Origin of the sequence: Streptomyces sp. NPDC058231 (genome assembly GCF_042882275.1) — a bacterium.
Taxonomy (GTDB): domain Bacteria; phylum Actinomycetota; class Actinomycetes; order Streptomycetales; family Streptomycetaceae; genus Streptomyces.
On the sequence record NZ_JBHVWN010000055.1, the window covers coordinates 24,663 to 49,302 of the forward strand.

The 24,640-nt window shown below is 70.3% G+C and carries 21 protein-coding genes; 14 read left to right on the forward strand and 7 right to left on the reverse strand.

The genetic code is table 11. The features are described 5' to 3' along the window. Positions 1-91: 91 nt before the first annotated feature. Positions 92-1,213 carry a lipid II:glycine glycyltransferase FemX gene (locus ACFVXE_RS28720; protein ID WP_389675461.1) on the reverse strand — a complete coding sequence of 374 codons (1,122 nt, stop codon included), beginning with the start codon at positions 1,211-1,213 and terminating at the stop codon, positions 92-94. Positions 1,214-1,447: 234 nt separating this feature from the next. Between ACFVXE_RS28720 and ACFVXE_RS28725 the strand changes: the two genes are divergently transcribed. The 5 genes from ACFVXE_RS28725 (at position 1,448) to ACFVXE_RS28745 (ending at position 7,746) form a co-directional block, all read left to right on the forward strand. Beyond that, positions 1,448-2,389, forward strand: a complete 942-nt coding sequence (locus ACFVXE_RS28725; protein ID WP_389675462.1) for an aminoglycoside phosphotransferase family protein — start codon at positions 1,448-1,450, stop codon at positions 2,387-2,389. Positions 2,390-2,749: 360 nt separating this feature from the next. Further along, the gene (gene gndA / locus ACFVXE_RS28730) at positions 2,750-4,192 is read left to right on the forward strand and encodes an NADP-dependent phosphogluconate dehydrogenase (protein ID WP_389675464.1); all 1,443 of its coding nucleotides are present in this window, start codon (positions 2,750-2,752) and stop codon (positions 4,190-4,192) included. A 140-nt stretch (positions 4,193-4,332) separates the two neighbouring features. After that, positions 4,333-5,403, forward strand: a complete 1,071-nt coding sequence (locus ACFVXE_RS28735; protein ID WP_389675465.1) for a Dyp-type peroxidase — start codon at positions 4,333-4,335, stop codon at positions 5,401-5,403. Further along, complete coding sequence (locus tag ACFVXE_RS28740; RefSeq protein ID WP_389675466.1) at positions 5,403-6,200, forward strand: family 1 encapsulin nanocompartment shell protein; 798 nt, start codon at positions 5,403-5,405, stop codon at positions 6,198-6,200. The genes ACFVXE_RS28735 and ACFVXE_RS28740 overlap by 1 nt, the downstream gene beginning before the upstream one ends. Before the next feature lie 136 nt (positions 6,201-6,336). Continuing rightward, positions 6,337-7,746, forward strand: a complete 1,410-nt coding sequence (locus ACFVXE_RS28745; RefSeq protein ID WP_389675492.1) for a diaminopimelate decarboxylase — start codon at positions 6,337-6,339, stop codon at positions 7,744-7,746. A gap of 578 nt (positions 7,747-8,324) precedes the next feature. Here the strand turns inward: ACFVXE_RS28745 and ACFVXE_RS28750 are convergent. Beyond that, a complete protein-coding gene (locus ACFVXE_RS28750) occupies positions 8,325-8,489 on the reverse strand; it encodes a hypothetical protein (protein ID WP_389675467.1) in 165 nt (54 codons plus the stop codon). A 29-nt stretch (positions 8,490-8,518) separates the two neighbouring features. Continuing rightward, the gene (gene panD, locus ACFVXE_RS28755) at positions 8,519-8,944 is read right to left on the reverse strand and encodes an aspartate 1-decarboxylase (protein ID WP_389675469.1); all 426 of its coding nucleotides are present in this window, start codon (positions 8,942-8,944) and stop codon (positions 8,519-8,521) included. A 529-nt stretch (positions 8,945-9,473) separates the two neighbouring features. Between panD and ACFVXE_RS28760 the strand changes: the two genes are divergently transcribed. Then, the gene (locus tag ACFVXE_RS28760) at positions 9,474-11,711 is read left to right on the forward strand and encodes a hypothetical protein (protein ID WP_389675471.1); all 2,238 of its coding nucleotides are present in this window, start codon (positions 9,474-9,476) and stop codon (positions 11,709-11,711) included. A gap of 296 nt (positions 11,712-12,007) precedes the next feature. Here the strand turns inward: ACFVXE_RS28760 and ACFVXE_RS28765 are convergent, their stop codons facing one another. Then, positions 12,008-12,169 carry a hydrophobic protein gene (locus tag ACFVXE_RS28765; RefSeq protein ID WP_389675473.1) on the reverse strand — a complete coding sequence of 54 codons (162 nt, stop codon included), beginning with the start codon at positions 12,167-12,169 and terminating at the stop codon, positions 12,008-12,010. A gap of 224 nt (positions 12,170-12,393) precedes the next feature. Between ACFVXE_RS28765 and ACFVXE_RS28770 the strand changes: the two genes are divergently transcribed. Beyond that, positions 12,394-12,567 carry a CsbD family protein gene (locus ACFVXE_RS28770; protein WP_389675474.1) on the forward strand — a complete coding sequence of 58 codons (174 nt, stop codon included), beginning with the start codon at positions 12,394-12,396 and terminating at the stop codon, positions 12,565-12,567. Between the two features lie 197 nt (positions 12,568-12,764). On the opposite strand, the gene ACFVXE_RS28775 is transcribed toward ACFVXE_RS28770, so the two are convergent. Both ACFVXE_RS28775 and ACFVXE_RS28780 read right to left on the reverse strand, forming a co-directional pair. Next, positions 12,765-13,193 (reverse strand): hypothetical protein, encoded by a 429-nt coding sequence (locus ACFVXE_RS28775; protein ID WP_389675476.1) that lies wholly within the window; start codon positions 13,191-13,193, stop codon positions 12,765-12,767. 235 nt (positions 13,194-13,428) lie between these two features. Beyond that, positions 13,429-15,759, reverse strand: coding sequence for a SpoIIE family protein phosphatase (locus ACFVXE_RS28780; protein ID WP_389675494.1), 2,331 nt, complete (start codon positions 15,757-15,759; stop codon positions 13,429-13,431). 393 nt (positions 15,760-16,152) lie between these two features. Here ACFVXE_RS28780 and ACFVXE_RS28785 point away from each other — a divergent pair, with 393 nt between their 5' ends. Beyond that, positions 16,153-17,718 carry a PH domain-containing protein gene (locus tag ACFVXE_RS28785; RefSeq protein ID WP_389675478.1) on the forward strand — a complete coding sequence of 522 codons (1,566 nt, stop codon included), beginning with the start codon at positions 16,153-16,155 and terminating at the stop codon, positions 17,716-17,718. Positions 17,719-17,792: 74 nt separating this feature from the next. On the opposite strand, the gene ACFVXE_RS28790 is transcribed toward ACFVXE_RS28785, so the two are convergent. Next, positions 17,793-18,212, reverse strand: coding sequence for a hypothetical protein (locus ACFVXE_RS28790; protein ID WP_389675479.1), 420 nt, complete (start codon positions 18,210-18,212; stop codon positions 17,793-17,795). A gap of 401 nt (positions 18,213-18,613) precedes the next feature. On the opposite strand from ACFVXE_RS28790, the gene ACFVXE_RS28795 reads away from it, so the two are divergent. The 6 genes from ACFVXE_RS28795 to ACFVXE_RS28820 all read left to right on the forward strand — a co-directional run bounded on the left by ACFVXE_RS28795 (position 18,614) and on the right by ACFVXE_RS28820 (position 24,576). Next, positions 18,614-19,030 carry a CBS domain-containing protein gene (locus ACFVXE_RS28795; protein ID WP_389675481.1) on the forward strand — a complete coding sequence of 139 codons (417 nt, stop codon included), beginning with the start codon at positions 18,614-18,616 and terminating at the stop codon, positions 19,028-19,030. 25 nt (positions 19,031-19,055) lie between these two features. After that, positions 19,056-19,871, forward strand: a complete 816-nt coding sequence (locus ACFVXE_RS28800; protein WP_389675482.1) for a VOC family protein — start codon at positions 19,056-19,058, stop codon at positions 19,869-19,871. 229 nt (positions 19,872-20,100) lie between these two features. Beyond that, positions 20,101-21,276 carry an ROK family protein gene (locus ACFVXE_RS28805; protein WP_389675484.1) on the forward strand — a complete coding sequence of 392 codons (1,176 nt, stop codon included), beginning with the start codon at positions 20,101-20,103 and terminating at the stop codon, positions 21,274-21,276. Between the two features lie 85 nt (positions 21,277-21,361). Next, a complete protein-coding gene (locus ACFVXE_RS28810) occupies positions 21,362-22,702 on the forward strand; it encodes an extracellular solute-binding protein (protein WP_389675486.1) in 1,341 nt (446 codons plus the stop codon). 21 nt (positions 22,703-22,723) lie between these two features. Next, a complete protein-coding gene (locus ACFVXE_RS28815) occupies positions 22,724-23,659 on the forward strand; it encodes a sugar ABC transporter permease (protein WP_313936087.1) in 936 nt (311 codons plus the stop codon). Between the two features lie 5 nt (positions 23,660-23,664). Then, positions 23,665-24,576, forward strand: coding sequence for a carbohydrate ABC transporter permease (locus ACFVXE_RS28820; protein WP_389675488.1), 912 nt, complete (start codon positions 23,665-23,667; stop codon positions 24,574-24,576). Positions 24,577-24,640: the final 64 nt, after the last annotated feature.

The window sequence follows — 24,640 nt, forward strand, 5'->3', positions numbered from 1 at the left end:
CGTTCGAGTGCCACTCGACCGGACCCGCCCGGGCCGGCTTCCCGCGGTCCGGACCGGTGTCCACGGCGCGGGGCGCCCTCAGGTTCCGCGCTCAGCGCCGGGCCATGTAGAGGCCCAGGGCCTTGTGCAGGAGACGGTTGAGGGGAAAGTCCCACTCGCCGAGGTATTCGACGGCCTGGCCCCCGGTGCCGGCCTTGAAGCGGAGCAGGCCGAGCAGGTGGTTGCTCTCGTCGAGGGTGTCGGTGATGCCGCGCAGGTCGTAGACGCTCGCACCGCGTGCGTGGGCGTCGGACATCATCCGCCACTGGATTGCGTTGTTCGGCTGGACTTCGCGATTTCTGCCGGTGGACGCCCCGTAGGAGTACCAGACGTGCCGGCCGACGGTCAGCATCGTGGCCGCCGCGAGGACCTCGCCGTCGTGGTGGGCGAGGTAGAGCCGCATGCGGCCGTCGTCCTCGGCCTTCAGTGCGGTCCACATGCGTTGGAAGTAGGAGAGCGGACGCGGGACGAACCGGTCCCGTTCGGCCGTTTCGACGTAGATCTCGTGGAAGGCCGGCAGGTCGTCGTAGCCGCCCTCCACCACCTTCACGCCTGCCTTCTCGGCCTTCTTGATGTTCCGGCGCCACTGCTGGTTGAGCCCCTGGTGGATCTCCTCGAGCGACCGGCCGGCGAACGGCACCTGGAACACATAGCGCGGCTGACCGGCGGCGAAGCCGTCCTCGCCGACGGGCTCGGTCCGCTGCCAGCCCATCCGGCGCAGCCGCTCACCGATGTCCAGGGCCCGCGGCTCGTGCGTGGTCGCCTCGGCGTCCCGCAGCCGTCCGGCCGCCGGGTCGGCGATGGCTCTCTTGACCGCTTCCGCGTCCCAGCGCCGGACGACGACGGGTGGCCCCATCTTCACCGAGAACGCCCGCCGGCCCTTCAGGTGCTCCAGCATCGGCTTCAGCCACTGCTCCAGATCTGCCGCATCCCAGTCGATGACCGGTCCTTCGGGCAGATAGGCGAGGTAGCGCCTGAGCCCGGGCAACGGCCTGAACAACACCAGGCCCGCCCCGGCGAGACCGCCGTTCCCGTCGAACCAGCCCAGGCTCTCCGCCCGCCAGTCCGGCTTCACCTCGCCCCACGAGGGCACTTGCATGTGGCTCACCGAGGGCCGGTCCCTGATGAAGGCCAGGTGTTCCTCGCGGGTGATCCGCTTCAGGCGAAAGCTCATGCGAAGCGCTCCTTTGTCCGGCGGACGAGCCCACTGAGACGTACCGCACGTAAAGACTCATCGCCTACCGGGTCCTGCGCAACTTCCTGGCCGCGTCCCCGCCGGCGACCCACCTCGGTCGCTCTCCGTGACCGCGGCAGCTCCGTGGCCCCCTCGACCGGCGCCGTCATGTGCGAACGGTCGGGATCGGCTCGGGCCTGTGGGTGACGTCGGACCACCGCGTAGGGTGCCCGAATGATCGTGATCCCGGAGACGTTCACACGCAGCACCGTCGCACGTGAAGGAGGACCTGGCGCGGCTTGGCTCGCCGAACTGCCCCGGATCGTGGACCACTTGCTCGGCCGTTGGGGGTGCGTACCGGACGGCGAGGTCATGCACGGGGGTGTCGGGGTGATCGTCCCGGTGCGACGGCGGGCCGAGGGCGCCGCTGTGCTGAAGGTGTCGTTTCCGCATCCCGGCAACGTCCATGAGCCGGACGCGTTCGCGGCGTGGGGCGGTCGCGGAGCCGTGCTGCTGCACGAGCGTGACGACGAGCGTTTCGCGATGCTGCTGGAACGGGTCCGGAGTTCGACCCTGGCGGAGGTCGAGGACGGCGATGAGGTGGCGAAGGTCGCGGGGCGGGTCAGCCGCCGGCTGGCCGTCGCCGCACCGCCCGGCCTGCCTCGGCTACGGGATCGGGCCGACGCCTGGGAGGCACAGTTGCGCAAGGATGCCGGGGAGCTGACGCACACGCTGTCGCCTCATGTGGTGGACGCCGCAGTGGCAACCGCCCGCGAGCTTGGCCGCGTCCAGCCGGACATCCTCGTCCACGGCGACCTGCACGCCGGAAACATCCTGCGCGCCACCCGTGAGCCGTGGCTCGCCGTCGACCCCAAGGGGTACGCGGGAGACCCCGCCTACGACGGCGGCACGCTCCTCAAGTCGCGCGCGCTGACCCTCATCGAGGCGGACGACCTGCGCAAGGCCGTCCACCGCACACTGGACGTCTTCGCCCGGGCCGCAGAACTTGATCGGGAACGCACCCGGCGCTGGGCCCAGTTCCACGCCGTCCAGGCTGCGTTCTGGGGCCGCCGCCACGGATTCCGCAGGGCCCGCGGCGGAACGCGACTGGACCGTCTCACCGAATTCATGGACCGGCTCGCGGAGTTGCTCACGGAGCGCGGGCACGGATCGTGATCCTGCCGGTTCGGCGGGTATCGCGGCCGCGGGCGGTCGTCCGGTCGGATCGGCCGGCGTCGCCGGTGACGAGGGCTGATGCGGCCGGATCTGCTTCTTCACCTGAACGGCTGTTTCCGGCCGGAGCGGGAAGCAGGGCCTCAACGGGTCGTGGACAGGTCGCACGACGAGGCCGAGGAACACATCGGGTGAAGCCCCTGTTCGACCACTTCTTGGTCCTACCGGCCGGATCCCCGGTCGCTCGCACGCGCGTTCTCCCGCGGCCCGCCGGCCGGTGCGGGCTGCGTGAACAGGCCATCCGCGCGGCACGTATCCATACTGGTCATCCCGGCATCCTCGACAGATTGCAGGAGCACACATATGAGCGGCACTGCGCAGATCGGCGTCACTGGACTCGCGGTGATGGGTCGTAACCTCGCCCGCAACTTCGCCCGCAACGGCTTCGCGGTCGCGGTGCACAATCGTACGACTGCAAAGACCGATGCCCTGGTCAAGGAGTTCGGCGACGAGGGCACATTTGTCGCGGCGCACACTCCCGAGGAGTTCGTGGCGGCGCTGGAACGTCCTCGCAGGCTGGTCATCATGGTGAAGGCGGGCGATCCGACCGACGCGGTGATCCAGGAGTTCGCCCCGCTGCTGGAGGAGGGTGACGTCATCATCGACGGCGGCAATGCGCACTTCGAGGACACCCGCCGCCGTGAGAAGGAGCTGCGGGAGCGCGGTATCCACTTCGTGGGCGTCGGGATCTCGGGCGGCGAGGAGGGTGCGCTGAACGGACCGAGCATCATGCCGGGGGGCTCCACCGAGTCGTACGCATCGCTGGGGCCACTGCTGGAGAAGATCGCCGCGAAGGCGAAGGACGGCACCCCGTGCACCACGCACATCGGCCCCGACGGCGCCGGGCACTTCGTGAAGATGGTGCACAACGGTATCGAGTACGCGGACATGCAGCTGATCGCGGAGGCGTACGACCTGCTGCGCACCGTGGCGGGCTACTCCCCCACGAAGATCGCCGAGACGTTCCGCAGCTGGAACGAGGGGCGGCTCGACTCGTATCTGATCGAGATCACGGCCGAGGTTCTCGCCCACACGGACGAAGCCACCGGAAAACCCTTCGTCGACATCGTGCAGGACCGGGCCGAGCAGAAGGGTACGGGCCGCTGGACGGTGCAGATCGCGCTCGATCTCGGGGTACCGGTCTCCGGTATCGCGGAGGCCGTCTTCGCCCGCTCGCTCTCCGGCCACGCGGATCTGCGGGAGGCCGCGCGTGAACTTCCGGGCCCGTCGGCCGTTCCCCTCTCCGGAGCCGAGGCCGCGGCCTTCGCCGACCGGGTCGAGCAGGCGTTGTACGCCTCCAAGATCGTCTCGTACACGCAGGGGTTCCACCAGATCCGGGTGGGCAGCGAGGCGTACGACTGGAACATCGATCTCGGTGCGGTGGCGGCGATCTGGCGGGCCGGGTGCATCATCCGGGCCGCGTTCCTCGACCGGATCCGGGCGGCGTACGACGGGCGTCCGGAGCTGCTGAGCCTCCTCTCCGACCAGGACTTCGCCGCGGAGATCGGCGCGGCGCAGGACGACTGGCGGGCGGTGGTCGCCGAGGCGGTACGGCAGGGGGTGCCGACCCCCGGCTTCGCGGCCGCGCTCTCGTACTACGACGGGCTGCGCGCCGACCGGCTGCCCGCGGCGCTCACCCAGGGTCAGCGGGACTTCTTCGGCGCGCACACGTACCGGCGTACGGACCGGCCGGGCTCCTTCCACACCCTCTGGGGCGGCGACCGGTCGGAGGTCTCCACCGGCTGACACCCGGAGCGCCCTTTCGCCCGGGCGGGTCACCGGGCGTGCGGCGGGACCGAAGCCGTGCGTAAGTAGCAGCGAGTGCTGTTGCCGTACTGCGCCGGCGGGGCGCCGCTCTGCCGCCACCACCTCCTCGGAGCCGCCGCATGCCCGATGCCGTCCCGGACCCGGTCACCACCCAGCCCGTCGTCGCGCCGCTCACCACCGCCGCACTGATCCTGGTCGCCACGATCGAAGCGGGCGGCGAGCCCGCCGTCCGCGACGTGCTGCCCGACCTCGCGGCGTTCGCCCGGGGCATCGACTTCCGGATGCCCGGTGCCGGTCTGGCCTGTGTGACAGGTATCGGCTCGGACGCATGGGACCGGCTGTTCTCGGGGCCCCGGCCCGCGGGCCTCCATCCGTTCCGGGAGCTGCGCGGAGCACGCCACCACGCGCCCGCCACCCCCGGCGACCTGCTCCTCCACATCCGGGGCGAACGGATGGACGTGTGTTACGAGTGGGCTTCCCGGCTCCTCACCCGGCTCGACGGCGCGGTGCGGATCATCGACGAGACCCAGGGGTTCCGGTACTTCGACCACCGGGATCTGCTCGGATTCGTGGACGGGACGGAGAACCCGGTGGGAGCCGCCGCACAGGCAGCGGCACTCGTGGGATCGGCCGATCCCGCTTTCGCCGGGGGCAGTTACGTCGTCGTCCAGAAGTATCTGCACGACCTGACCACCTGGAACGCGCTCAGCACGGAGGAGCAGGAGCGGGTGATCGGCCGCACCAAGCTGCACGACGTCGAACTCTCCGACAGCGTCAAACCCCCCAACTCCCATGTCGCGTTGAACACCCTCACCGCGCCGGACGGCTCCGCGCGCGAGATCCTGCGTGCCAACATGCCGTTCGGCAGCTTCGAACAGGGCGAGTTCGGTACGTACTTCATCGGCTACGCGGCCGATCCGGACGTGACCGAGCAGATGCTCCGCAATATGTTCCTCGGCAGTCCACCGGGCACGTACGACCGCATTCTCGACTTCTCGACCGCGGTCACCGGAACCCTCTTCCACGCCCCCAGCGCCGACTTCCTCGACGCCCCGCCGCCGCCCCCCACCCTGTCCGGGACCGAGTCCGTGCCGCAGCCGGCGTCCGCGCCGGTGGCGCAGGCCCCCGTTCCGGCGGGCCACGGGAACGGTTCGCTGCACATCGGCAGCCTGCAAGAAAGCGCCCAGTGATGAACAACCTCCACCGCGAACTCGCTCCTGTCACGGAAGCCGCCTGGGACCAGATCGAAGAAGAGGCCCGGCGCACCTTCAGCCGTCATCTGGCGGGCCGTCGCGTCATCGATGTGTCGGATCCGGAGGGACCGGAGCTCGCGGCGGTCAGTGACGGCCATCTGCGCGACATCGATCCGCCGGCACCGGATGTCATCGCCCGGGCCCGGACTTCGATGCCGCTCATCCAATGGCGGGTGCCGTTCACCGTGACCCGGGCGGCCGTCGACGACGTCGAGCGCGGCTCCGCCGACAGCGACTGGCAACCCGTCAAGGATGCTGCCCGGACCTGTGCGTTCGCCGAGGACATGGCCGTCATCGACGGGTACGCGGCGGCCGGGATCACCGGCCTGCGGGACGGTTCCTCGCACGCTCCGCTGCCGCTGCCCGCCGATGCGCGGGACTATCCGGCCACGGTGAGCCAGGCTCTGACCCAGTTGCGGCTGGCCGGTGTCGACGGGCCGTACCGGCTGCTGCTCGGCGCCGACGCGTTCACCGAGGCGACCGAGACGTCCGACCACGGCTATCCGGTGGCCACCCATCTCGCGCGGCTGCTGGACGACCAGATCCTGTGGGCACCGGCCGTCGCCGGCGGGGTGCTGCTGTCCACCCGTGGCGGCGACTTCGAGCTCTGCCTGGGCCAGGACCTCTCCATCGGTTACCAGGATCACGACGCGACGGACATCCGGCTCTACTTCCAGCAGTCGTTCACCTTCCGCATGCTGACCCCGGAGGCCGTGGTCCCGATCATCGCCTGACGGCTCCCGACACCCGGCTGCTCCTCACCCCCGCCGTCCACCGCACCGGACAGAAGACCTTGATCCGTACGGTCGGCCCGGCAGCCGCCGACCGGCACCGTTCCTGTTCCGTCCGACAGAGACCTGTGGGGATCCCATCACCGACTCCCGGCGTACGCCTCCCACCGCGCTCGCTCCCGGCCCTTCGTCCTCCGCGCGCGTCGCCGCCGCGGTCCGCCAAGCCGTCGGCGCCGGGCTGCTCGGCGAGCGCCGGCCGGTGGCCGGGTTCGTCGACGCCGACGGGGTGCGCGAGTCGGTCGCCGCTCTCCAGGACGCCTTCGCCGGCGTGCCCGCCGTGCTGCACACCTTCGCCGCCAAGGCCTCGTCCCTGGTCCCGGTGCTACGGCTGCTCGCCCACTGCGGCATGGGGTGCGAGGTGGCCGGTCCGGGTGAGCTGAGGCTCGCACTGGACGCCGGTTTCGCGCCGTCGATGATCGTCCTGGACTCCCCCGCCAAGACACGGGACGACATCCGTCAGGCCCTCGCCCTGGGCGTGGCGCTCAACGCCGACAGCCTCGACGAGGTGCGGCGGATCGCCTCGCTGCGGCCCCGGAGCTCGGCCTCCGTCATCGGGCTGCGCGTCAACCCGCAGGTGGGCGGTGGTTCCATCGGCGCGATGAGCACGGCGACAGTGACTTCCAAGTTCGGCGTGGCGCTGCGCGATCCCGGCGCCCGCGAACACGTCGCACAGGCGTTCGCCGAGCGCACCTGGCTGACCCGGCTGCATGCCCATGTCGGTTCCCAGGGCTGCTCGCTGGAACTGATCGCGGCCGGTGTCGCGGAGATGTACCGGCTCGCCGAGGAGATCAACGAGAGGCTCGGCACCCGGCAGATCACCAGCATCGACATCGGCGGCGGCCTGCCCGTCAACTTCGAGGACGACACCGTACGGCCCACCTTCGCCGCCTATGCGGCGGCGCTGCGCGCCGCCGTGCCGGGGCTCTTCGACGGCCGGTACGGGCTGGTCACCGAGTTCGGCCGGTCGCTGCTCGCGAAGAACGGCTTCATCGGAGCACTGGTGGAGTACACGAAGGACGCGGGTGATCGCCGGATCGCGCTCACCCACGCGGGCGCGCAGATCGCCACCCGTACCGTCCTCATGCCGGATGCCTGGCCGCTGCGGGTGGGGGCGTTCGACGGCGAAGGACGCCCCAAGGACGGCCCGTCCCTGGTGCAGGACATCGCGGGGCCGTGCTGCTTCGCCGGGGACGTCGTCGCACACGCCCGGGAGCTGCCGGAGCTGCGGGAGGGCGACTTCGTGGTGCTGTACGACACCGGCGCGTACTACTTCTCCACTCCCTGGTCGTACAACAGCCTGCCCCGCCCCGCCGTGTACGGCTTCAGCACGGCCGGCGGAGCGGCCCCGGACCCGGGCGCGGACACGGACGCCGACGCGGTGCGCTTCGCGCCGGTGCGTGACGCCCAGTCGCTGGAGTCGGTCGCCGAGGAGAGCGGCGCGGGCCACGCCGACTCCCTCCTCGGGCTGCATCCGGAGAGCGCTGGGTAGCCGTCCGGTGTGGAGCCGTCACCCGGTCGGCTGCGGCGAGGGCTCAGGTTCCGGTACCGGTTCCGGGTTGGGAGTGGGCGGCTGCGGAATCGGGTCGGGCGCCGGGCCGGGCGGCACCGGACCGGGTGGCACCGGAGCCGGTCCCGGCAGTGGCGACGGCGGTCCGGGCAGTGGCCCGGGCGTCGGCGCGGGCGGCACGGGGTCGGGATACGGATTGGTCATCTCGGGCCTCCGGGGTCTGGGGCGGATCTCTTTCCACCGTCTCCCGGAGCGGCTGCCCTCGCCTGCCGAGTCCATACGTACGGGTGGCTCCCGCGCGGTCCGGCGAACACCCGCGCGGCGCCTCGGCGCACGGCCGTCGCGGTGACGAGCCCGGGGCGACGAGTCCGGGGCCGGAGCTGGACAGGAACCGGAACCGGCGTGACCGCGTCGGCCGTCGACGCACGGGCGGCCACGATCACACCGGTCTCCCTCACCGCGTCGGCAGCGGCCGCCACCGGCTGCCGACGCGGATCGCGGATCACGGATCGCGGATCGCGGATCACGGATCGCGGATCACTACAGCTCCGGGTGGGACTTCAGCTGTTCCTTCGCCCGCTCCACCAGCTCCGCCGGGGCTTCCGGGGCCCGGCCGGGGTGGCTCTGCGCCCCGCGATGAGGCCGGCGGTCGCCTCGTCGACGACGGCGAGCAGACTGCCGTTCCCCCGGTCGTCGTGGAAGGCGAGCTCGGTGTTCTCGTCCATGGCGGATCCCCTCGGGGGAAGTGGAACGGTCAGCTGGTCGCGGGGACCGCGTACGGGCTCCGCTCGGTGGCAGTCCCCGGTACGGGAGCCGAGGCGTCGGCGCCGAGCGCGACGATCCGGTTGTCCGCGTCCACGTGGACGATGCTCGGCTTCAGCGTGCGGGCCTCGGCGTCGTCGACCTGTGCGTAGCTGATGAGGATGACCAGGTCGCCGGGGTGCACCAGGTGGGCGGCTGCGCCGTTGATGCCGATGACACCGGAGCCGCGCTCGCCCTCGATGACGTACGTCTCCAGGCGGGCACCGTTGTCGATGTCGACGATGTGCACGAGCTCACCCGGCAGCAGATCGGCAGCCTCCATCAGGTCGGCATCCACGGTGACGGAACCGACGTAGTGCAGGTCGGCCTGGGTCACGGTGGCTCGGTGAATCTTCGACTTGAATATCTGACGAAGCATGTGGCCCCTCCCGAGGCATCGCTCTGACCTGCACCTTTACAGGTCAGTGGCGGGCTTCCCGCCATGGTCCGAGTCGCAGGCATGGTCAGCTTCAGCAGCGCTTCGCGTCGCGCAGGGCTGAGGCCGACCTCTTGCTGACTTTCCTGACGCCCCATCAGGCAGGTGCAGAGGCGCCGAGGCTGCCTTCCACCCCGCTCACGGGACAGGGCCAAGGTACGCGCTGACGAGCGGGGAGCGACAACCAGGCCCCGGGAAAAGGCGGGACGGAACCCGGACGGCGCTACGGAGAGTGGCTCGACCTCACCGCGTGCCGTGTACCCGTCCGGCTGGGGTCGCCGCCTCGGCGGCTCCCCTCGGGGCGGCCATCGACCGAACGAGCCCCGTGACAGCCCTGCGACACGAGCGGCACACGTTTCGGACACAACTCCCGCATATCTGCGTATGGTTAACCGTGTTCACACCACAACGCGCTTGTTAACGGTTCACAAGAGGGGGTCAGGTGTCCCATCACCTGCGTACAACCAGCCGCATGCTGCGTGCCCGTCGTACCGCCATCGCCGTCGCCGCCGTCCTTGCCGCGGGACCGGCCACCGTACTGCCGACGACAGCTCACGCGGCCGAAACGATCGAGGTCCGCATACCCGCACCCGATGCCTACGGCGACGGGGCCGAGACGGTGCTGGCGACCGGCAGCCAGGGTGTACTGCACCGGGAGGACGGCGGCTACCTCTGGACGACGACGTACAACCGCACCACCAAGCCCGTCCCGGCCCTCGACGGCGTACCCCAGGACGCCGTCGTGCCCACGCACGACGAGGTCGACCGCGTCGTCTACACCAAGCCTCGCGAGGACGGCGGCACGGACGTCGTGCGGGTCGGCATCGAGGATCCCCGCCTCACCAGCACCATCAGCGTGCCTGCGGGATACATCAACCCGCGCGTCGCCAACGGCTGGGTGCTGGCCACGGTCGACCAGGGCGACGGCACGTACCAGCTGCGCGTGGCACGCGGCGGGGCCCAGGCGAGTGACCCTGTCGTGCAGTTGCCCGCCGGAGCCACCACCGGCGCCGAACCCGTGCTGCTCGGCGCCTACTCGAATCAGCTCGTCATCGGCTACCGCACCGCCGACGGCACCGAGGGCTACGGCATCCTCACCACCTACAACGGCAAGGTCGCTCCACTCCCCGTGACGGGCGAGGCAAGCAGCTTCCGCATCACACAGACCACCGTGAGCTGGTTCTCCCGCAGCGGGGAGCCGGGCGTGCGGGTCATGCCGCTGGGCAGCGCAGCGGCCCCGCGCGTCGTACCGCTCGCCACGCAGTCCTCCGACAGCAAGGTCACCTCCTTCGTGGTGGGCGACAACGTGCTCTGGTACGAAGGCGACGGCGGCCGGCTGCGTCTCACCCCCTTCGCCGGTGCGGACACCGAGCGGACGCTGCTGAGCGACGTCGAGCAGGTGTTCCTGCGTTCCGAGGGCTCCGGTTCGCTGGTCGCGCTCGGCAAGGACGCCGACGGAAAGCGCGCCGTGCACTTGTTCAGCGTGGACGGCCTGGGGCTGGTAGCGGATCTGCCGCTGCGGGAGGTGCCGCAGGTCAGGACGGCGGACGGCGCCGTCGAGGCACTGAGCCTCGACCGGGGCCGGCTGCGGTACGTCAACGCCCTTGCCGGTACGGAGACATTGCACGGCAAGGACATCGGCACCGGACTCGACCCGGTGGACGGCGCGGGGCTCACCGACTTCCCAGGCCTCGCGGCGGGCCGCTTCGCCGACGGAACCGACGAGGGACTGGCCAGGCTGGTCACCGATCCGGACACGGGCACCGACGTGCTGGTGACCGGTGACGACCCGGAGCACCCGGCGGACAGCTTCCCGCTGCCGGGCAAGGACGGCCGGCTCCTCGGCACAGCACCGGAGTTCGTACTGTACGAGGCAGGTGGACAGCAGTATGCCGTCGACACCGCTCGCGACCGCATCGTCCGCGAGCAGCCGTCGCAGGCCGCCGTACTGGAGCAGAAGAAGCTGTACAAGCCGGCGCCGAACAAGCCAGGCACGGTGAAGGTGATCAACCTGCGCTCCGGCAAGCCGGCCGGGACCATCGCTCTCGGCTCCGGCTGCGTCCCCGACGAACTGCAGCGGAGCGGCACCCTGCTGTACTGGAGCTGCGCCTCGCAGGACGCCGCGGGCGTACGCGACCTGGCGACCGGGGACACCTACCCCGCACCTGCGTCCGGCGTCCTGCTGGGCGACCACTTCCTGGCCCACCGCGAGACATCCGGCGATCTGCGCCTCACCGCCCTCCAGGCGGACGGCGGTACAGCAGACCTGGGCACCGTCACGGGCCTGAAGCCGCCCGCGGACGGCGACGGACGCGGCACCACCTGGACCCTCGACGCGGGCGCCGGCAAGCTCGCCTGGGTCGACGCGGACGACACCGTCCACGTCACCGCGCCGCAGCACGCGGTTTCCCCACTGCGTGTCGCCCGCACCTCCGCGCCCCGGACGCCGACCGGGGAGTGGGCTGCCGTGTGGTGGCTCTCCAAGCCGGCGGCCTCCTGGCAGCTGACCCTCACCCGCCGCACGACCGGCGCGGTGGTCCGTACCTGGACGGGCGAGGGGACCTTCAGCGCACGGGTCACGTGGGACGGAACGGACGGGTCCGGCACCCCGGTGACGCCCGGCGCCTACGCCTGGCACCTGACCGCCACCCCCGCGGACGGCGCCGGCGCGGACGCTACGGCCTCGGGCGTGGTGAAGGTCAGCGGCTGAGCAGGCGCCGCATCGAGACCCGCAGCCCCTTTCCCGGAGGAACGACCGAGCGGCACCTGACCACGGCAGCATTCACCTGCTGAGCGGAGGCGGCAATTCTCTCGACCACTTCCGCTGTCCGCGCCTGATGCCACCGGGCAGTGCAAATCTCCCCGGCCGGCCCTCCGATATCTGAATTCCGCAGTGTCACCGGGCCTGAAGAAATCTTCCCGCATTCCGGCGGACACGACACGACGGCGGGGCCCACCCCCGTGGGGGTGGGCCCCGCCGTCCGTGCGTCGAGCAGACCGGCGCCGCTACCAGCGGTACCAACGACCGGTGCCGCCCTTCGGACGGGCGACGAACCCGATCAGCCAGAGCACCAGCACGATGAGCGCGACCCACCAAAGGATCTTGATCGCGAAACCGGCGCCGAAAAGGATCAGAGCAAGCAGCAGGACGAGAAGCAGGGGAACCATAGTTATCGACCTCCGAGCAGCCTTGTGCCCCGCCGAACCCCGCACATGCGCTTGAATTCACGTGTTTCTCATTCTCCCGGACGGGAATCCGTGCAGCCTGCGGCGTCCGGGCTCGCGTCCGTCGACCATCTCGAGAGAATGGTCGCCCGAATACATGACTATCTCTTCGGGAGCAGGGCACCAGCGATGTCGTAAGCGTCTTCCACCGCTTGGAGTGATGGACCGTGTCCAGTGACGAGAAGACCCAGGCCAAGGGCGAACAGGCCAAGGGCAAGGCCAAGGAGGCGGCCGGCCGCCTGGTCGGCAACGAACGCCTCACCGCGGAGGGCCGCGCCGAGCAGGCCAAGGGTGACGCCCGTCAGGCCAAGGAGAAGGTCAAGGACGTCCTCAAGGACTGACCACACCCTTGCGTATGCGGGGGCGGACCCACTTCTCGGGTCCGCCCCCGCATACGTCTCACGGATTGAACCGCTGCTGGCTCACGGATGAATGTCCACGGCCGCTCGCAGTGGCACGGGGACACCGCCGGTGTCCGAGGGGAAAGCGTTGTGTGCCCCGCCTGCGCGTGCGTGGTCGGCCCCCGCAGTCCTCCCCTTCAGTGTCCGAACAGGTGCCGCCTGCGATGGGTCACGCCCCGGGCGGGTGGAGCATCGGTGCGCGGAGATCCATCCGGGGACCCGCCCACGGGGTCCATGCGGGCAGTGTCACGCAGGGCTGCGGGGTTGTCGCGGTCCTCACCCATGGCGGCACCCTGACGGCGGGAATCACGCAGTTCGGCACGGGCCGCCCGGCTTCGCCGAGAAGTGCGGTAGGTACCTGCGAGCAGCATGCCGAGACCGAACAGCAGGACGGCCCCGACCACGATCCCGTACAGGAAGAGGGTGCCGGTCGAACCGGTCACGTGGTAGCCGAACACCTCGAACCCCCGCGTGATGCCGTGCCCGCTCCCGGAATTGCCGAGCACGCCGGCGACCGCGACCACGACTGCTGCGATCACAACGACCAGCCCGAGAATGATGAACATGGCGCCCTCCATGAGGCTCGTGCGCCAGGCGGGCGCAGAAGACACCCTTCACTCACGCCCATGCCCGTTTTGTCGGGCTGCTACGCAGGCCGGCGCCGCACGGCACGGATGCTCTGCCGGGGCGGAACGGTGTGCAGCCGTACGGGTCGGTGTCGCCCGAAGAGATGCTCCGATCCCGGCCCGGTCGGGGATAATGGGGCCGCGGTGGGGCGTCCGGCCTTCGCCGCGTGCGGGCTCAGTGGGGTGTGAGGACCTGCTCGGTCCAGATGGTCTTGCCGTTCCGGCCGTAACGGGTGCCCCAGTGATGGGCGAGTTGCGAGACGATGAACAGCCCCCGACCGCCTTCGTCCACGACCCGTGCGTGCCGCAGATGGGGAGCGGAGTTGCCGGCGTCCGTCACTTCGCAGGTGAGCGTCTGCTCCAGGATGAGGCGCAGTTGCAGGGGCGGGGATCCGTAGTGCAGCGCGTTGGTGACCAGTTCGCTGACGATCAGCCCTGCCGTACTGATGGTCTCCTCGTCCAGGTTCCAGTCGTTGAGCCGGCGCCGGGCGAGGGACCGGGCTTCGCCGGCGGCCGTCGCGTGGGGGCTGAGCTGCCAGGTGGCGACATGACCGGGGGCGATGCCGGAGGTCCGTGCCAACAGGAGTGCGGCGTCGCCTCGTGGGTGGGAGCCCAGTGTGTAGACGACATCGTCACAGAGAGACTGGAGGGAGCGGCCGGACCGCCCCAGGGCGCTGAGAAGCCGGCCTGGAGCCGCTTCCGCGTCCGTCTCCGGGAGCAGCGCCGCTGTGTAGAAGGCCAGGGTGCTGCCCTCGGCGAGTTGGAGACTCGCGGGCGCAATGGGCATGTCATCGGCGCTGCCCAGCGGAGGGCCCGCCGGGACGTCGCAGACACGGGCCGCGCCGTCGGGGTCCACGACGATCGGCGCGGGGTGACCCGCACGAGCGATGGTGCAGGTGCGAGTGATGGGGTCGTAGATACCGTAGACGCAACTCGCCGTGAGCGTCTCCTTGCGGAGCGGGTCGGCCGAGGGGAGCGCCGCACGTTCCTCGGCGAGACGTCCGGTGGTGTCGTGCAGCCTGGCGAGGAGCTCGTCCGGGGCCAGGTCGAGTGCGGTCAACGCGTGGATGGCGGTGCGTAGTTGCCCCATGGTGGCGGCGGCGGAGATGCCGTGTCCGGTCGCGCTGCCGGTGACCAGTGCCGTGCGGGCGCCGGGCAGGGCGATGGTGTCGAACCAGCTCGCACCCCGGTCCCCAGGGAGGTGCAGCCACGCCGTGTCGACGGCCGGCTGCGCGGAGGAGCTCTGCGGCAGGAGCCGGCGCTGGGTCGTCGCGGCGATCGTCCGCTCCCGGGTGAACCGGCGGGCATTGTCGATGCACAGCGCGGTATGGGCCGCCACTTCGAGGGCGAGGCCGATGTCGTCCTCACCGAACGGCTCGGTCTGCCCGCAGCGGTAGAGGCACATCAGCCCCAGCACCGTGCCGCGCAGCGTCAGCGGCGCCGTGATGAGCGAATGCGCTCCCGCGGCACGGATGGCCGCGGCACGTGCCGGGTCCGCCGTCAGCCACGCGCTTTTGGTGGTCAGGTCCAGGAGCCGGGGACGCAGGTCGGACAGAGCCAGCCCGAACGGGGTCTCGAACGGCACGTCCCGTACATCGCCGACCGGATGCACGGGCTCCGCGACACAGCTGCGGAAGGCGGCACGCCGCAGGGGCACGTCCTGGCTGAGAGGACTGATGGGCGGGTCCTCGCCCCGTACCACTTCGTCGACCACCTCGACCGCGAGGATGTCGGCGTACCGGGGTACCAGGGCATCCGCCACCTCCTGGCAGGTGGTGACCACATCGAGGGTCCGGCCGACGCACTCGCGAACCCTGGCCAGGACAGCGGTGTGGGCGAATCCCCGCTCCCGGTCGGTGACGTCGACGGTGGAGATCGCGAGCCCGAGGATCTTGCCCTCGGAGTCCCGAAGCCGGCAGGTGGACGTGGAGAACACTCGTTCCTTGCCTTGATCCGCTGCAAGGCGAACGCGTACCAGGTGGTCGAGAACGGGCCGTCCGTCCTCCAGCACCCTGCGGGCCACGACTTCCTCGGCCGCAGGGTCCGAGAGGGGGTACACCTCCGAGAACGGCCGCCCCACAACGGTTTCGGCCGGCACCCCGTTCATGCCTCGTGCGGCCGTGTTGAAGCGCACGACGCGCAGCTCCGGGTCGAGGATGTGCAGGCCGATGGGTGACTGCGTGAAGAGGGCCTCGAGGACGCTGGCCCCGATACCGCCCTCACCGGTCCGGTCCGCGGCTTCCACGGGCTGCCGCGCGATTTCCCAGGCCACCGCCCTGTCTCTGAGGACCGGTCGCACCCGCAGCTCGCAGTCTGCCGTGTCGCCCTCCCGGCCGGTCGCCCGCACCACCTCCTCGCCGTGGCTGCCCTCGCCGACCGTGAAGAGCCTCGTCGCCGGAAGGCCCAGGGCCTCGGACTCGGGCATGCCCAGCAAGGACTCGGCCTCGCGGCTCCACTCCATGATCACACCGGAGCCGTCGATGATCACGAGCACGTCGCCCGCCACGGTCAAGGTACCCACCTCCGTCGGCCGTCGGGACGCCACCCGCGTTCGACGCGTGATGCCTCGACTCTTCGATGATCCCGCAGGTGGGGGCGAGCCCCCTTCCGAGACGCATTCGGCGCCGGGCCGGCGCCTTCACTCAGTGTGCCGCCGTGGCTCGGCGCTGCGGCGCTACGCCGCACCACATCACGCCAACCGGAGCATGCCGCCTCGAAACCCGGCGTACAAGGTCTGCCATCAGCCCGAATACGCCGGGTGATCGTCGTGCATGCGCCATGAGAGCCACAACGCCGTCGCCGTCGTCCCGGCTGCTGCCCGGTCGGCAACGTCACGGTCCGGAAAACTGCCGCACGCAGCACAAGAAGGTGCGGCCGGGGCGATGGCAGTATCTCGCGCATGAACGATGTGCGGGAAGTGACCTACCGCCCCCTCCGGGAGCGCTCCCTCTGGTTCGTCGTGGGACTCGGGGCGGCCGGAGCGATCCTCGCCGCGCTGCGCATGGCGTACCGGGGCAGGCTCGTGGACGTGTGGGCGGGTACGGGCCTGCTTGTCGCACTGGTGAGCATCGTCTGTCTCCCCGTCGTCACCGCCCGGGTGAGCGCCGACGCGAACGGTCTGTACTGCCGTACGCTGCTGCGCCGCCGGAGCGTGCCGTGGCGCGACGTGGCCGACCTCCGCGTGTACCTGCAGCACGGGCGCAACCAGGAGATCCGCCGCGTCGACGCGCTGCTGCGCGACGGACGCAAGTGGCGGCTGCCCCTGCCGGTGAGCGCGTCCCACGACGACCGGGCCGACTTCGACACGAAGCTGGCGGCGCTCCGGGCGCTGCACCGCCGTCATGGATCCCCGGAGTCGGACCGCGTCCCCGTCATCTCGTACCGCACCGCGGGACGCGGTTCGGCCGTGTGGCTGGGCCTGTGCGTACTGCTGCTCGCGGGCGCTGGGGTGACCGCGTGGTTCGTGCCGATCGCCAGGTCGGAGAGCCAGGCGTGGAGGTCGGCCACCCCGTGCACCGCCGCGACCCCCGCCGCGGAGCGCGGCGAGTGTCTCACCACCCTGCAGGCCGTGATCACGCGGACCGAGGTCGGCAGCGGGAGTCAGCGCAGCTGGCTGCATTTCGCCGACAGCCGGCCGCTGGAGCGGCTCGCGGTCTCGCGGGAGGGCGCCCAGGCGTTCCGGCCCGGTGACAGCGTCGAACTGACCGTCTGGCGCCGCGAGGTGCGAGAGGTCGCCGGAGCGGGGCATGTATGGCGCAAGCACATACCCGGCTCCGGAGACCTGGCCGTCGTCGCGGCCGCGTGCGCCCTCGCCGCGGGCTATCCAGGTTCCCGGGTTCTGCTGCGTCTGCGCGGACGCCGGCTGCCCGACGACGAGGTCCTCCCGTCGGCCCTTCCGTTCGCGGCCGCGCTCGTCGGTACGGGCCTGTGGCTGCTGCCGCTCTGCTACCTCCACCCCATGGCCCCGGCCTCCTCACCGGTGACGATCGCGTGGGTGGGCGCGGGTTCGCTGGCCACGCTGGGCCTTCTCAGCTGGGCCTGGCGTGCCACCCGCATCCGTACGCCCGGAGAGACCGGAGCGAGCGAGGGGTCCGCCGGAACCGCAGAGAGGCGGAACGGAGAGGATCTCTTCCTGTCCGCCCGCTTCCTGGACGACACCGACTACAACCCGCACGGCTTCGGCACCCACATCGTCCTCGGCGGCGAACCGCCCGCGGTGACACCCCACTCCGGCCCGGGCCGGTTCGCGGCGAAGCGGATCCCGGTGGAGCGGCTCAGCGTCACGACCGTGCGGCGCGTCCGGGGAGACGACGGCGACACCGTTCCCAGAAGCTGGCACGTGGCCGAACTCGACGACGCGGGCACGCCCGTACGCCTCGCGGCCGCCCCGGCCGACCTGGCGCAGATCATCCGCGAGCTGGGCCCGGCGAGGGCCTCCGCAGACACCGTCGTCCACGAGCCGTGACGGCCTCCGGCAGCCTGCCCAGGACCCCCGACGGCACCGGCCGGCGCCGTCGGGGGTCGTGACGCTGCGGACGCTCAGATGGATCCGCCGTTGTCGGCGTCCGGTTCCGGCCGGAGATCCGTTCCTCCGCGCTCACCGGGATCCGTGGTGCCGGGCCGCGGTCCGTCACCACGTTCGGCCCGGTCCCGCGTCCTCACGCCCGACCGGGTCACGGCGGGACCGGTGCCCTTGATCTCGGTCCAGTTCGCGGAGTGCGCCCCGGAGGACAACTGGACATGGGTGACCTCGGCGGGCCAGTGCGCCCCGGAGTCCAGGATCAGGGTGACGGCGCCCCGCAGCAGCAGTGCTTCACCGCCGGGAGCGGTCAGCCGGGCCGTCCAGGGCACGTGCGCGGCTGCCGGGCCGTGCTCCCTGGCGACGGTGACCTCGGTCCACACACGGACGAGGGTCCCGTCCGTGCGTTGCACTGTCGCCAGCCCCTCGTAGAGGTCCATGTCCCCAGTCTGCTCCGGCGCCGGGCTGTCGCCCAACAGGGGCGGTGACCGGTCGGTACTCGACCGCGAAACAGCATCGCCCCCGGCCGGAGCCACTCCCCCGTACGCTGGAATGTGCTGAGGCCGCGGCGTCCGCGGAACCCGGCGGCGGGCGCGCCGCACGCTTCGGCACCGGAGGACATCGAGGAGTACGCGCCGTCTTCCGGCCGTCGGGGAGACCTGGCCTCCCGCAGGAGCGGGACAACCCGAGGAGTCGGTGGGTCCGGGGTGAGGAGGTCCTTACCGAGGGTCCGACACGACCGTCCCGCTTCGTGTGCTCCCATCGACCGCGTGGCGACCTTCCGGTCGCCGTAGGCCGCGCCGAAGCCCGACCGAACCCCATCCGGAAGGACGGGTGCGCCATGACCACCGCTCGAGACATCATGACCCCGGACGCCGTGTGCATCGGCGCGAACGAGTCGGTGCTCCTCGCCGCTCACAAGATGGCCGAACTGGGCGTCGGTGCTCTGCCGATCTGCGGAGCGGACGAACGTCTCAAAGGAGTACTCACCGACCGCGACATCGTGGTCAAGGTGCTCGCCGCGGACAGGGATCCTGCCGAGATCAAGGCGGGCGAGCTGGCACAGGGTGCGGCCGTCACGATCGGCGCCGACGACGACGCGTCGGAGATTCTCCGCACCATGAGCGAACACAAGGTGCGGCGGCTGCCGGTCATCGACGGTCATGTGCTGGTCGGCGTGGTCGCCCAGGCCGACGTCGCCCGGGCGCTGCCCGATCCTGCCGTGGGCGACCTTCTCGAGACCCTGTCCGCCGGATGACCGGCCGGGGCGAGGAGGAATCCCGATGACGCCCGACAGGCACATCACGCCGGTGTGCGGAACACCGTGCTGGGTCAGCCTCATGACCCGCGACCTGCACGCCACGGAGGACTTCTACTCGACCGTCATGGGATGGAAGTTCCGCACGGCCAGCCTGGGCACGGGCTTCTCGGTCGCCTCCGCCCACGGGCGACCGGTGGCCGGGCTGGGCGAGGCCGCACCCGGTCTGCCGGCGGCCGGGGCGTGGACCGTGTACTTCGCCGTGGCGGACGCGGACGTCACCGCGGCCCGGGTCCATGAGCGGGGCGGCACCATCGCCGTCGGGCCGGTGCGCTTCGGCCTGGGCCGGGGTGTGGTGGCAGCCGACCGTGACGGAGCCGTGTTCGGCTTCTGGGAAGGCCGTGCTCTTCCCTGGTCGGGCGGGCACGGCGACGCACCGGCCTTTCTCGAGCTGCGTACCCGCGACGCGTTCGAGGCCGCCATCTTCTACGCCGAGGTCTTCGACTGGGCCCCCGGCGGCCCCGGCGGCTGCGAGGTCAGCTACGTCTACGAGCGCGAAACCGTCACCGTCCGCCAGGGCAGTCACGCCGTGGCCACCCTGCGCGGAGGCGGCGTCGGGGAGTGTCCCGACCCCCTGGTGCGGCCACGCTGGCATGTGCGCTTCCCGGTCGACGACGTGGAATCGGTCGTCGTCGCCGCCCGCAGGGCGGGAGGAACCGCAAGCCCTTCGACCCCCTCACCCGGTGGCGGTACCGAATCCGTCGTCAGCGACCCCGGCGGCGGCCTCTTCAGCGTCTCCGGCGAATCGGTGCCCGCCGAACGACGTCACCCCATTCCGTGATGCTGCCGGCGGGCCGGCACGGCGTACGGCCGTGATCGCCCGCTCCGGTGCCCGGACACCCCGGGAGGCGGCCGGGCGTCGTCCCGCGTGACGACGCCTGGCCCTGCCGGACTTCCCAGGTAACGCTTCGGCCGCTGCGTCCGGTCACCTCTTGACGCCCTCCTCACGCGGACCTAGATTCCCCGAATAGATCGGAAAGTGTCCTAACTATTCGGCGAGGAGCCACACCATGGCCGCATCGGTCCCGGGAACCCCCGGCACCCCGCGCGTCCTGCGTGCGATGAACGACCGCGCGACGCTGGACCTCCTCGTGACGCACGGTTCACTGACGAGGGCGCGTATCGGGGAGCTCACCGGGCTGTCCAAGGCGACCATCTCGCAGATGCTGGACCGCCTGCAGGGCGCCGGCCTCGTGCGGGCGACCGGCGCGCAGACCGGCGGTCCCGGACCGAACGCACTGCTCTACGAGGTGGAACCCGGCGCCGGTCATGTCGCGGCGCTCTCCGCCGACCCGGCCGGGATCACGGCTGTCGTCGCCGACATCGCCGGACACGAAGTGGGCCGCTGCCGCCTTGCGGCGAGCGCCGTCACGGAAGACGTACGCCACCGCACCGCTCAGCTCGTCGCGGAGGCGGTCGACGGTGCGCTGCGCCGGGCCGGGCTCGGCCACGACGACCTCGAGGCCACCGTCATCGGCACCCCCGGAGCGATCGACCCGCGCACCGGACAGCTCCGCTACGCCCCGCATCTGCCGGGCTGGCACTCCCGCACGCTGCGTGCGGAACTGGCCGAGGTCCTGGGAACCCCGGTGGAGATCGAGAACGACGTCAATCTCGCCGCGATCGCCGAACAGCACGACGGTGTCGCGCAGGGCCGGGACAACTACGTGCTGGCCTGGATCGACGAGGGCGTCGGTGCCGCCATCGTCCTGGGCGGCACGCTGGTGCGCGGCGCCACGGGTGGCGCGGGCGAGATCGGCTACATGCCACTCCCCGGAGCCCCCCTTGCGCGCGGCGAGGACAGCACCCGCGCAGGGAAAGACACCGGCGGCGGTTTCCAGACCCTCGTCGCCGCGTCCGCCGTACGCCGGCTGGCCGGCGGTGCCGTCTCGCTGGAGGAGGCACTCGGCAACGAGTCCGTCCTGAAGGAGATCGCCCGTCGGCTGGCCACCGGTCTGGCCTCGGTCGTCGCCGTCGTCGACCCCGACCTCGTCGTGCTGTCGGGCCAGGTCGCCCAGGCCGGCGGTGAAGCCCTGCGTGCCCATGTGGAACGGGAGATGACCGGTCTCGCGCTACCACGCCCCGAACTCCGCATCAGTGACCTGGATGGCGATCCCATCCTCATCGGAGCCCTGCACCGCGCCCTCACTCAGGCGCGCCACACCATCTTCGACACCTCTGCCTGATCCCCCGTCCGATGATCCTCCGCTCGACCCCCTTCCCCCTGTTCCGCACTCCCCCGCGAGGGAGTCCACCGCAAAGGAAGCCGCCATGCAGCGATGGCGCATACGCACCTGCGTGTCCGCGGCGCTCGCCACGGCCGGACTGCTCCTGTCCGGCTGCGCCAACCCGGGCGTCGGCAGTGCCGAGGACGATGCGACCGCACCCGTCACACTGAAGTTCTGGCACGGCTGGTCGGCACCCGGCGAAGTCAAGGCCATCAATGACTCCATCGCCCGTTTCGAGAAGCTCCACCCGAACATCCACGTCGCCTCGACCGGCAATGTCACCGACGCCACGATCAACCAGGCCCTGCGGGCCGGCGGTGGCAGCGCCCCCGATGTGATCACTTCGTTCACCACCAACAACGTGGGCCAGTACTGCGACTCCGGGATGTGGGCGGACCTCGACCCGTTCCTGCACAAGACGGGCGTCGACAAGACGAAGGTCTTCCCCAAGTCGCTCCTGCAGTACACGAGTTTCGAGGGCAAGCAGTGTGCGCTGCCCCTGCTCGCCGACGCGTTCGGGATGTACTACAACAAGGACGCCTTCGAGGATGCGGGTATCGCGCGGCCGCCGCGGACCATGTCGGAGTTCGTGCGCGATGCGAAGAAGCTGACCGTGCGCTCCGGGAACGGCTCGTACAAGCGGGTCGGCTTCATGCCCAACTTCCGCCTCTACCAGAACAGTCCGGACCGCCTGTTCGGCCAGTGGGGGCCGACCTACTTCGACAGCAAGGGCAATTCGGTCCTCGCAAAGCAGCAGGCCACGTACGACTTCTTCCGGGTGACCGGCCAACTCGCCGACGCACAGGGCGGTTACGGCGCGCTGGAGAGGTTCCGCACTTCGTTCGGCGACGAGATGTCGGCGCAGAACGCCTTCCTCACCGGCAAGCTCGCCATGCATCTGGACGGCGAGTGGCGCGGCCTGATGCTGAACGACGCCAAGGCCGGCTTCGACTGGGGCGTCGCGCCGCTCCCGGTGCCCGACGACCAGGCCGAGACCTACGGGCGTGGGTATCTGACCGGCACGGTCACCGGTATCGCGCACAGCAGCATGCATCAGAACGCCGCGTGGGAGCTGGTGAAGTTCCTGACGACGGACACCCGGCAGGTGGTGTCCTTCGCCAACGCGATCCACAACGTTCCCTCGACCTATGCGGCGCTGAAGTCGCCGGACCTGGACGCCGACCCGACGTTCAAGGCGTTCATCGACATCGCGCAGAACAAGTACAGCCAATCCATGCCTCAGTCCACCAACGGGGGCATGTACATCACCTCGCTGCAGGACTTCGCGTACTCGGCCGAGGCAGGACGGGCCCACGACCTGCGCAAGGGCCTGCGCGCGCTGGACGAACAGATCGACGCCGACACCCTCCAGTCGAAGAGCTGACGGACGCGGGAGCAGCACACCATGGCAATGACTCTTTCCACACCGGCGCGGCGCAGACTCCGCACGCTCGGCTTCCTCTCCCCGTGGCTGATCGGCTTCAGCGTCTTCTTCGGCTATCCGCTGATCGCCACCGTCTACTTCTCCTTCATGCACTACAACCAGATCCAGCGGCCGACCTTCGTGGGTCTGCGGAACTGGCGTTACGTCTTCGAGCAGATGCCACTGTTCGGACCGGCCCTGTGGAACACGCTGTGGCTCGTGGTGGTCATGGTGGCTCTGCGGGTGGTCTTCGGCCTTTCGCTCGGCCTGCTGATCACGAAGATCAAGTCGGGGCCCGGCCTCTTCCGGACCGCCTTCTATCTGCCGTACCTGGCGCCTCCGGTCGCCGCGACCGTCGCGTTCGTCTTCCTGCTCAACCCGGCGACGGGCCCGGTCAACGGAATCCTCTCGGCCGTCGGGCTGGACGGACCGAACTGGTTCAACGACCCGTCCTGGGCGAAGCCTTCGCTGGTCATGCTCTCCCTGTGGGGCATCGGCGACCTGATGGTGATCTTCATGGCGGCTCTGCTGGACGTACCGAAGGAGCAGTACGAGGCCGCCGAACTCGACGGCGCCGGGGCCTGGGCCAGGTTCCGCTACGTCACCTGGCCGTCCATCACTCCCATCGTGATGTTCGCGGTGGTCACCGGTGTCGTGCAGACGATGCAGTACTACACCCAGGCGCTGGTGGCCGGGAAGCTCGCCTCCGGTGTCTCCATCGGACCGGGCTCGGTCATCCAGCCCGGCTACCCCGACCACTCGACCCTCACCGTCCCTCAGCTCGTCTACTCGATGGGCTTCCAGAATTTCAACACCGGCGCGGCGTGCGTCCTGTCGCTCGTGCTGTTCGCCATCGCGATGGCCGTGACCATGCTGCTCATGCGTAAGCGCTCGGGCCTGCTCTCGGCGGAGGACTGATTCCGGTGACCACTACGACCATCAACGCCCCGGCCGCACCTCCGGCCGCTTCCACCCCCCGCGCACGCGGCCCGGAGGCCACGCGCGCCCGCCGCAAGCGCCTGCTCAACTGGATCGCCGTGCACAGCGTGGCCCTCGCCGTCGCGCTGTTGTTCATCCTGCCGTTCGTCTTCGTATTCCTGACGTCCGTGATGAGCGACGCCCAGGCCATGAGCGGCGACCTGTGGCCCGACTCCTGGCACTGGGAGAACTACACGGCCGTCTTCCGGACCGAGGGTTTCCTCGGCTGGTGGAAGAACTCCCTGATGTACGCGGGACTCGGCACGCTCTTCACGGTGTGCTCGACCATTCCCGTCGCCTACGCGCTCGCCAAGTTCCGTTTCCGTGGCAGGCGTTCGCTGATGATCCTGGTGATCTCGACGATGATGCTGCCACCGCAGGTCATCGTGATCCCCATGTACCTGGTGTGGGCCCAGCAGTTCCACCTCTCGGGCACGCTGTGGCCGCTGATCATCCCGATGGCGTTCGGCGATGCCTACTCGATCTTCCTGCTGCGGCAGTTCCTGCTGACCATTCCCAAGGAGTACATCGAGTCGGCACGGGTCGACGGCTGCGGCGAGCTGCGCACCCTGCTGACGATCATCGTGCCGATGGCGAAACCGGGCATCGCCGCCATCGCTCTCTTCCAGTTCTTCTACTGCTGGAACGACTACTTCGGCCCGCAGATCTACGCGGCGCAGAACCCGGCGTCCTGGACGCTGTCGTACGGCCTGGAGTCCTTCAAGAGCGCCCACAGCGTCAACTGGAACCTGACCATGGCCGCGACGCTCCTCGTCATGGCGCCGGTCGTCATCGTTTTCTTCTTCGCACAAAAGGCCTTCGTCGAAGGCGTCACACTGACCGGAGTAAAGGGCTGACATGAAGCTCGCAGTAGTGGGTGGCGGGTCCACCTACACACCTGAACTGATCGACGGCTTCGCC

Bases quoted from the DNA above. Each gene is read 5' to 3' on its own strand.
- ACFVXE_RS28720 (WP_389675461.1), bottom strand. From the start codon at position 1,213: ATGAGCTTTCGCCTGAAGCGGATCACCCGCGAGGAACACCTGGCCTTC.
- ACFVXE_RS28725 (WP_389675462.1), top strand. From the start codon at position 1,448: ATGATCGTGATCCCGGAGACGTTCACACGCAGCACCGTCGCACGTGAA.
- gndA (WP_389675464.1), top strand. From the start codon at position 2,750: ATGAGCGGCACTGCGCAGATCGGCGTCACTGGACTCGCGGTGATGGGT.
- ACFVXE_RS28735 (WP_389675465.1), top strand. From the start codon at position 4,333: ATGCCCGATGCCGTCCCGGACCCGGTCACCACCCAGCCCGTCGTCGCG.
- ACFVXE_RS28740 (WP_389675466.1), top strand. From the start codon at position 5,403: ATGAACAACCTCCACCGCGAACTCGCTCCTGTCACGGAAGCCGCCTGG.
- ACFVXE_RS28750 (WP_389675467.1), bottom strand. From the start codon at position 8,489: ATGGACGAGAACACCGAGCTCGCCTTCCACGACGACCGGGGGAACGGC.
- panD (WP_389675469.1), bottom strand. From the start codon at position 8,944: ATGCTTCGTCAGATATTCAAGTCGAAGATTCACCGAGCCACCGTGACC.
- ACFVXE_RS28760 (WP_389675471.1), top strand. From the start codon at position 9,474: ATGCTGCGTGCCCGTCGTACCGCCATCGCCGTCGCCGCCGTCCTTGCC.
- ACFVXE_RS28765 (WP_389675473.1), bottom strand. From the start codon at position 12,169: ATGGTTCCCCTGCTTCTCGTCCTGCTGCTTGCTCTGATCCTTTTCGGC.
- ACFVXE_RS28775 (WP_389675476.1), bottom strand. From the start codon at position 13,193: ATGTTCATCATTCTCGGGCTGGTCGTTGTGATCGCAGCAGTCGTGGTC.
- ACFVXE_RS28785 (WP_389675478.1), top strand. From the start codon at position 16,153: ATGAACGATGTGCGGGAAGTGACCTACCGCCCCCTCCGGGAGCGCTCC.
- ACFVXE_RS28790 (WP_389675479.1), bottom strand. From the start codon at position 18,212: ATGGACCTCTACGAGGGGCTGGCGACAGTGCAACGCACGGACGGGACC.
- ACFVXE_RS28795 (WP_389675481.1), top strand. From the start codon at position 18,614: ATGACCACCGCTCGAGACATCATGACCCCGGACGCCGTGTGCATCGGC.
- ACFVXE_RS28800 (WP_389675482.1), top strand. From the start codon at position 19,056: ATGACGCCCGACAGGCACATCACGCCGGTGTGCGGAACACCGTGCTGG.
- ACFVXE_RS28805 (WP_389675484.1), top strand. From the start codon at position 20,101: ATGGCCGCATCGGTCCCGGGAACCCCCGGCACCCCGCGCGTCCTGCGT.
- ACFVXE_RS28810 (WP_389675486.1), top strand. From the start codon at position 21,362: ATGCAGCGATGGCGCATACGCACCTGCGTGTCCGCGGCGCTCGCCACG.
- ACFVXE_RS28815 (WP_313936087.1), top strand. From the start codon at position 22,724: ATGGCAATGACTCTTTCCACACCGGCGCGGCGCAGACTCCGCACGCTC.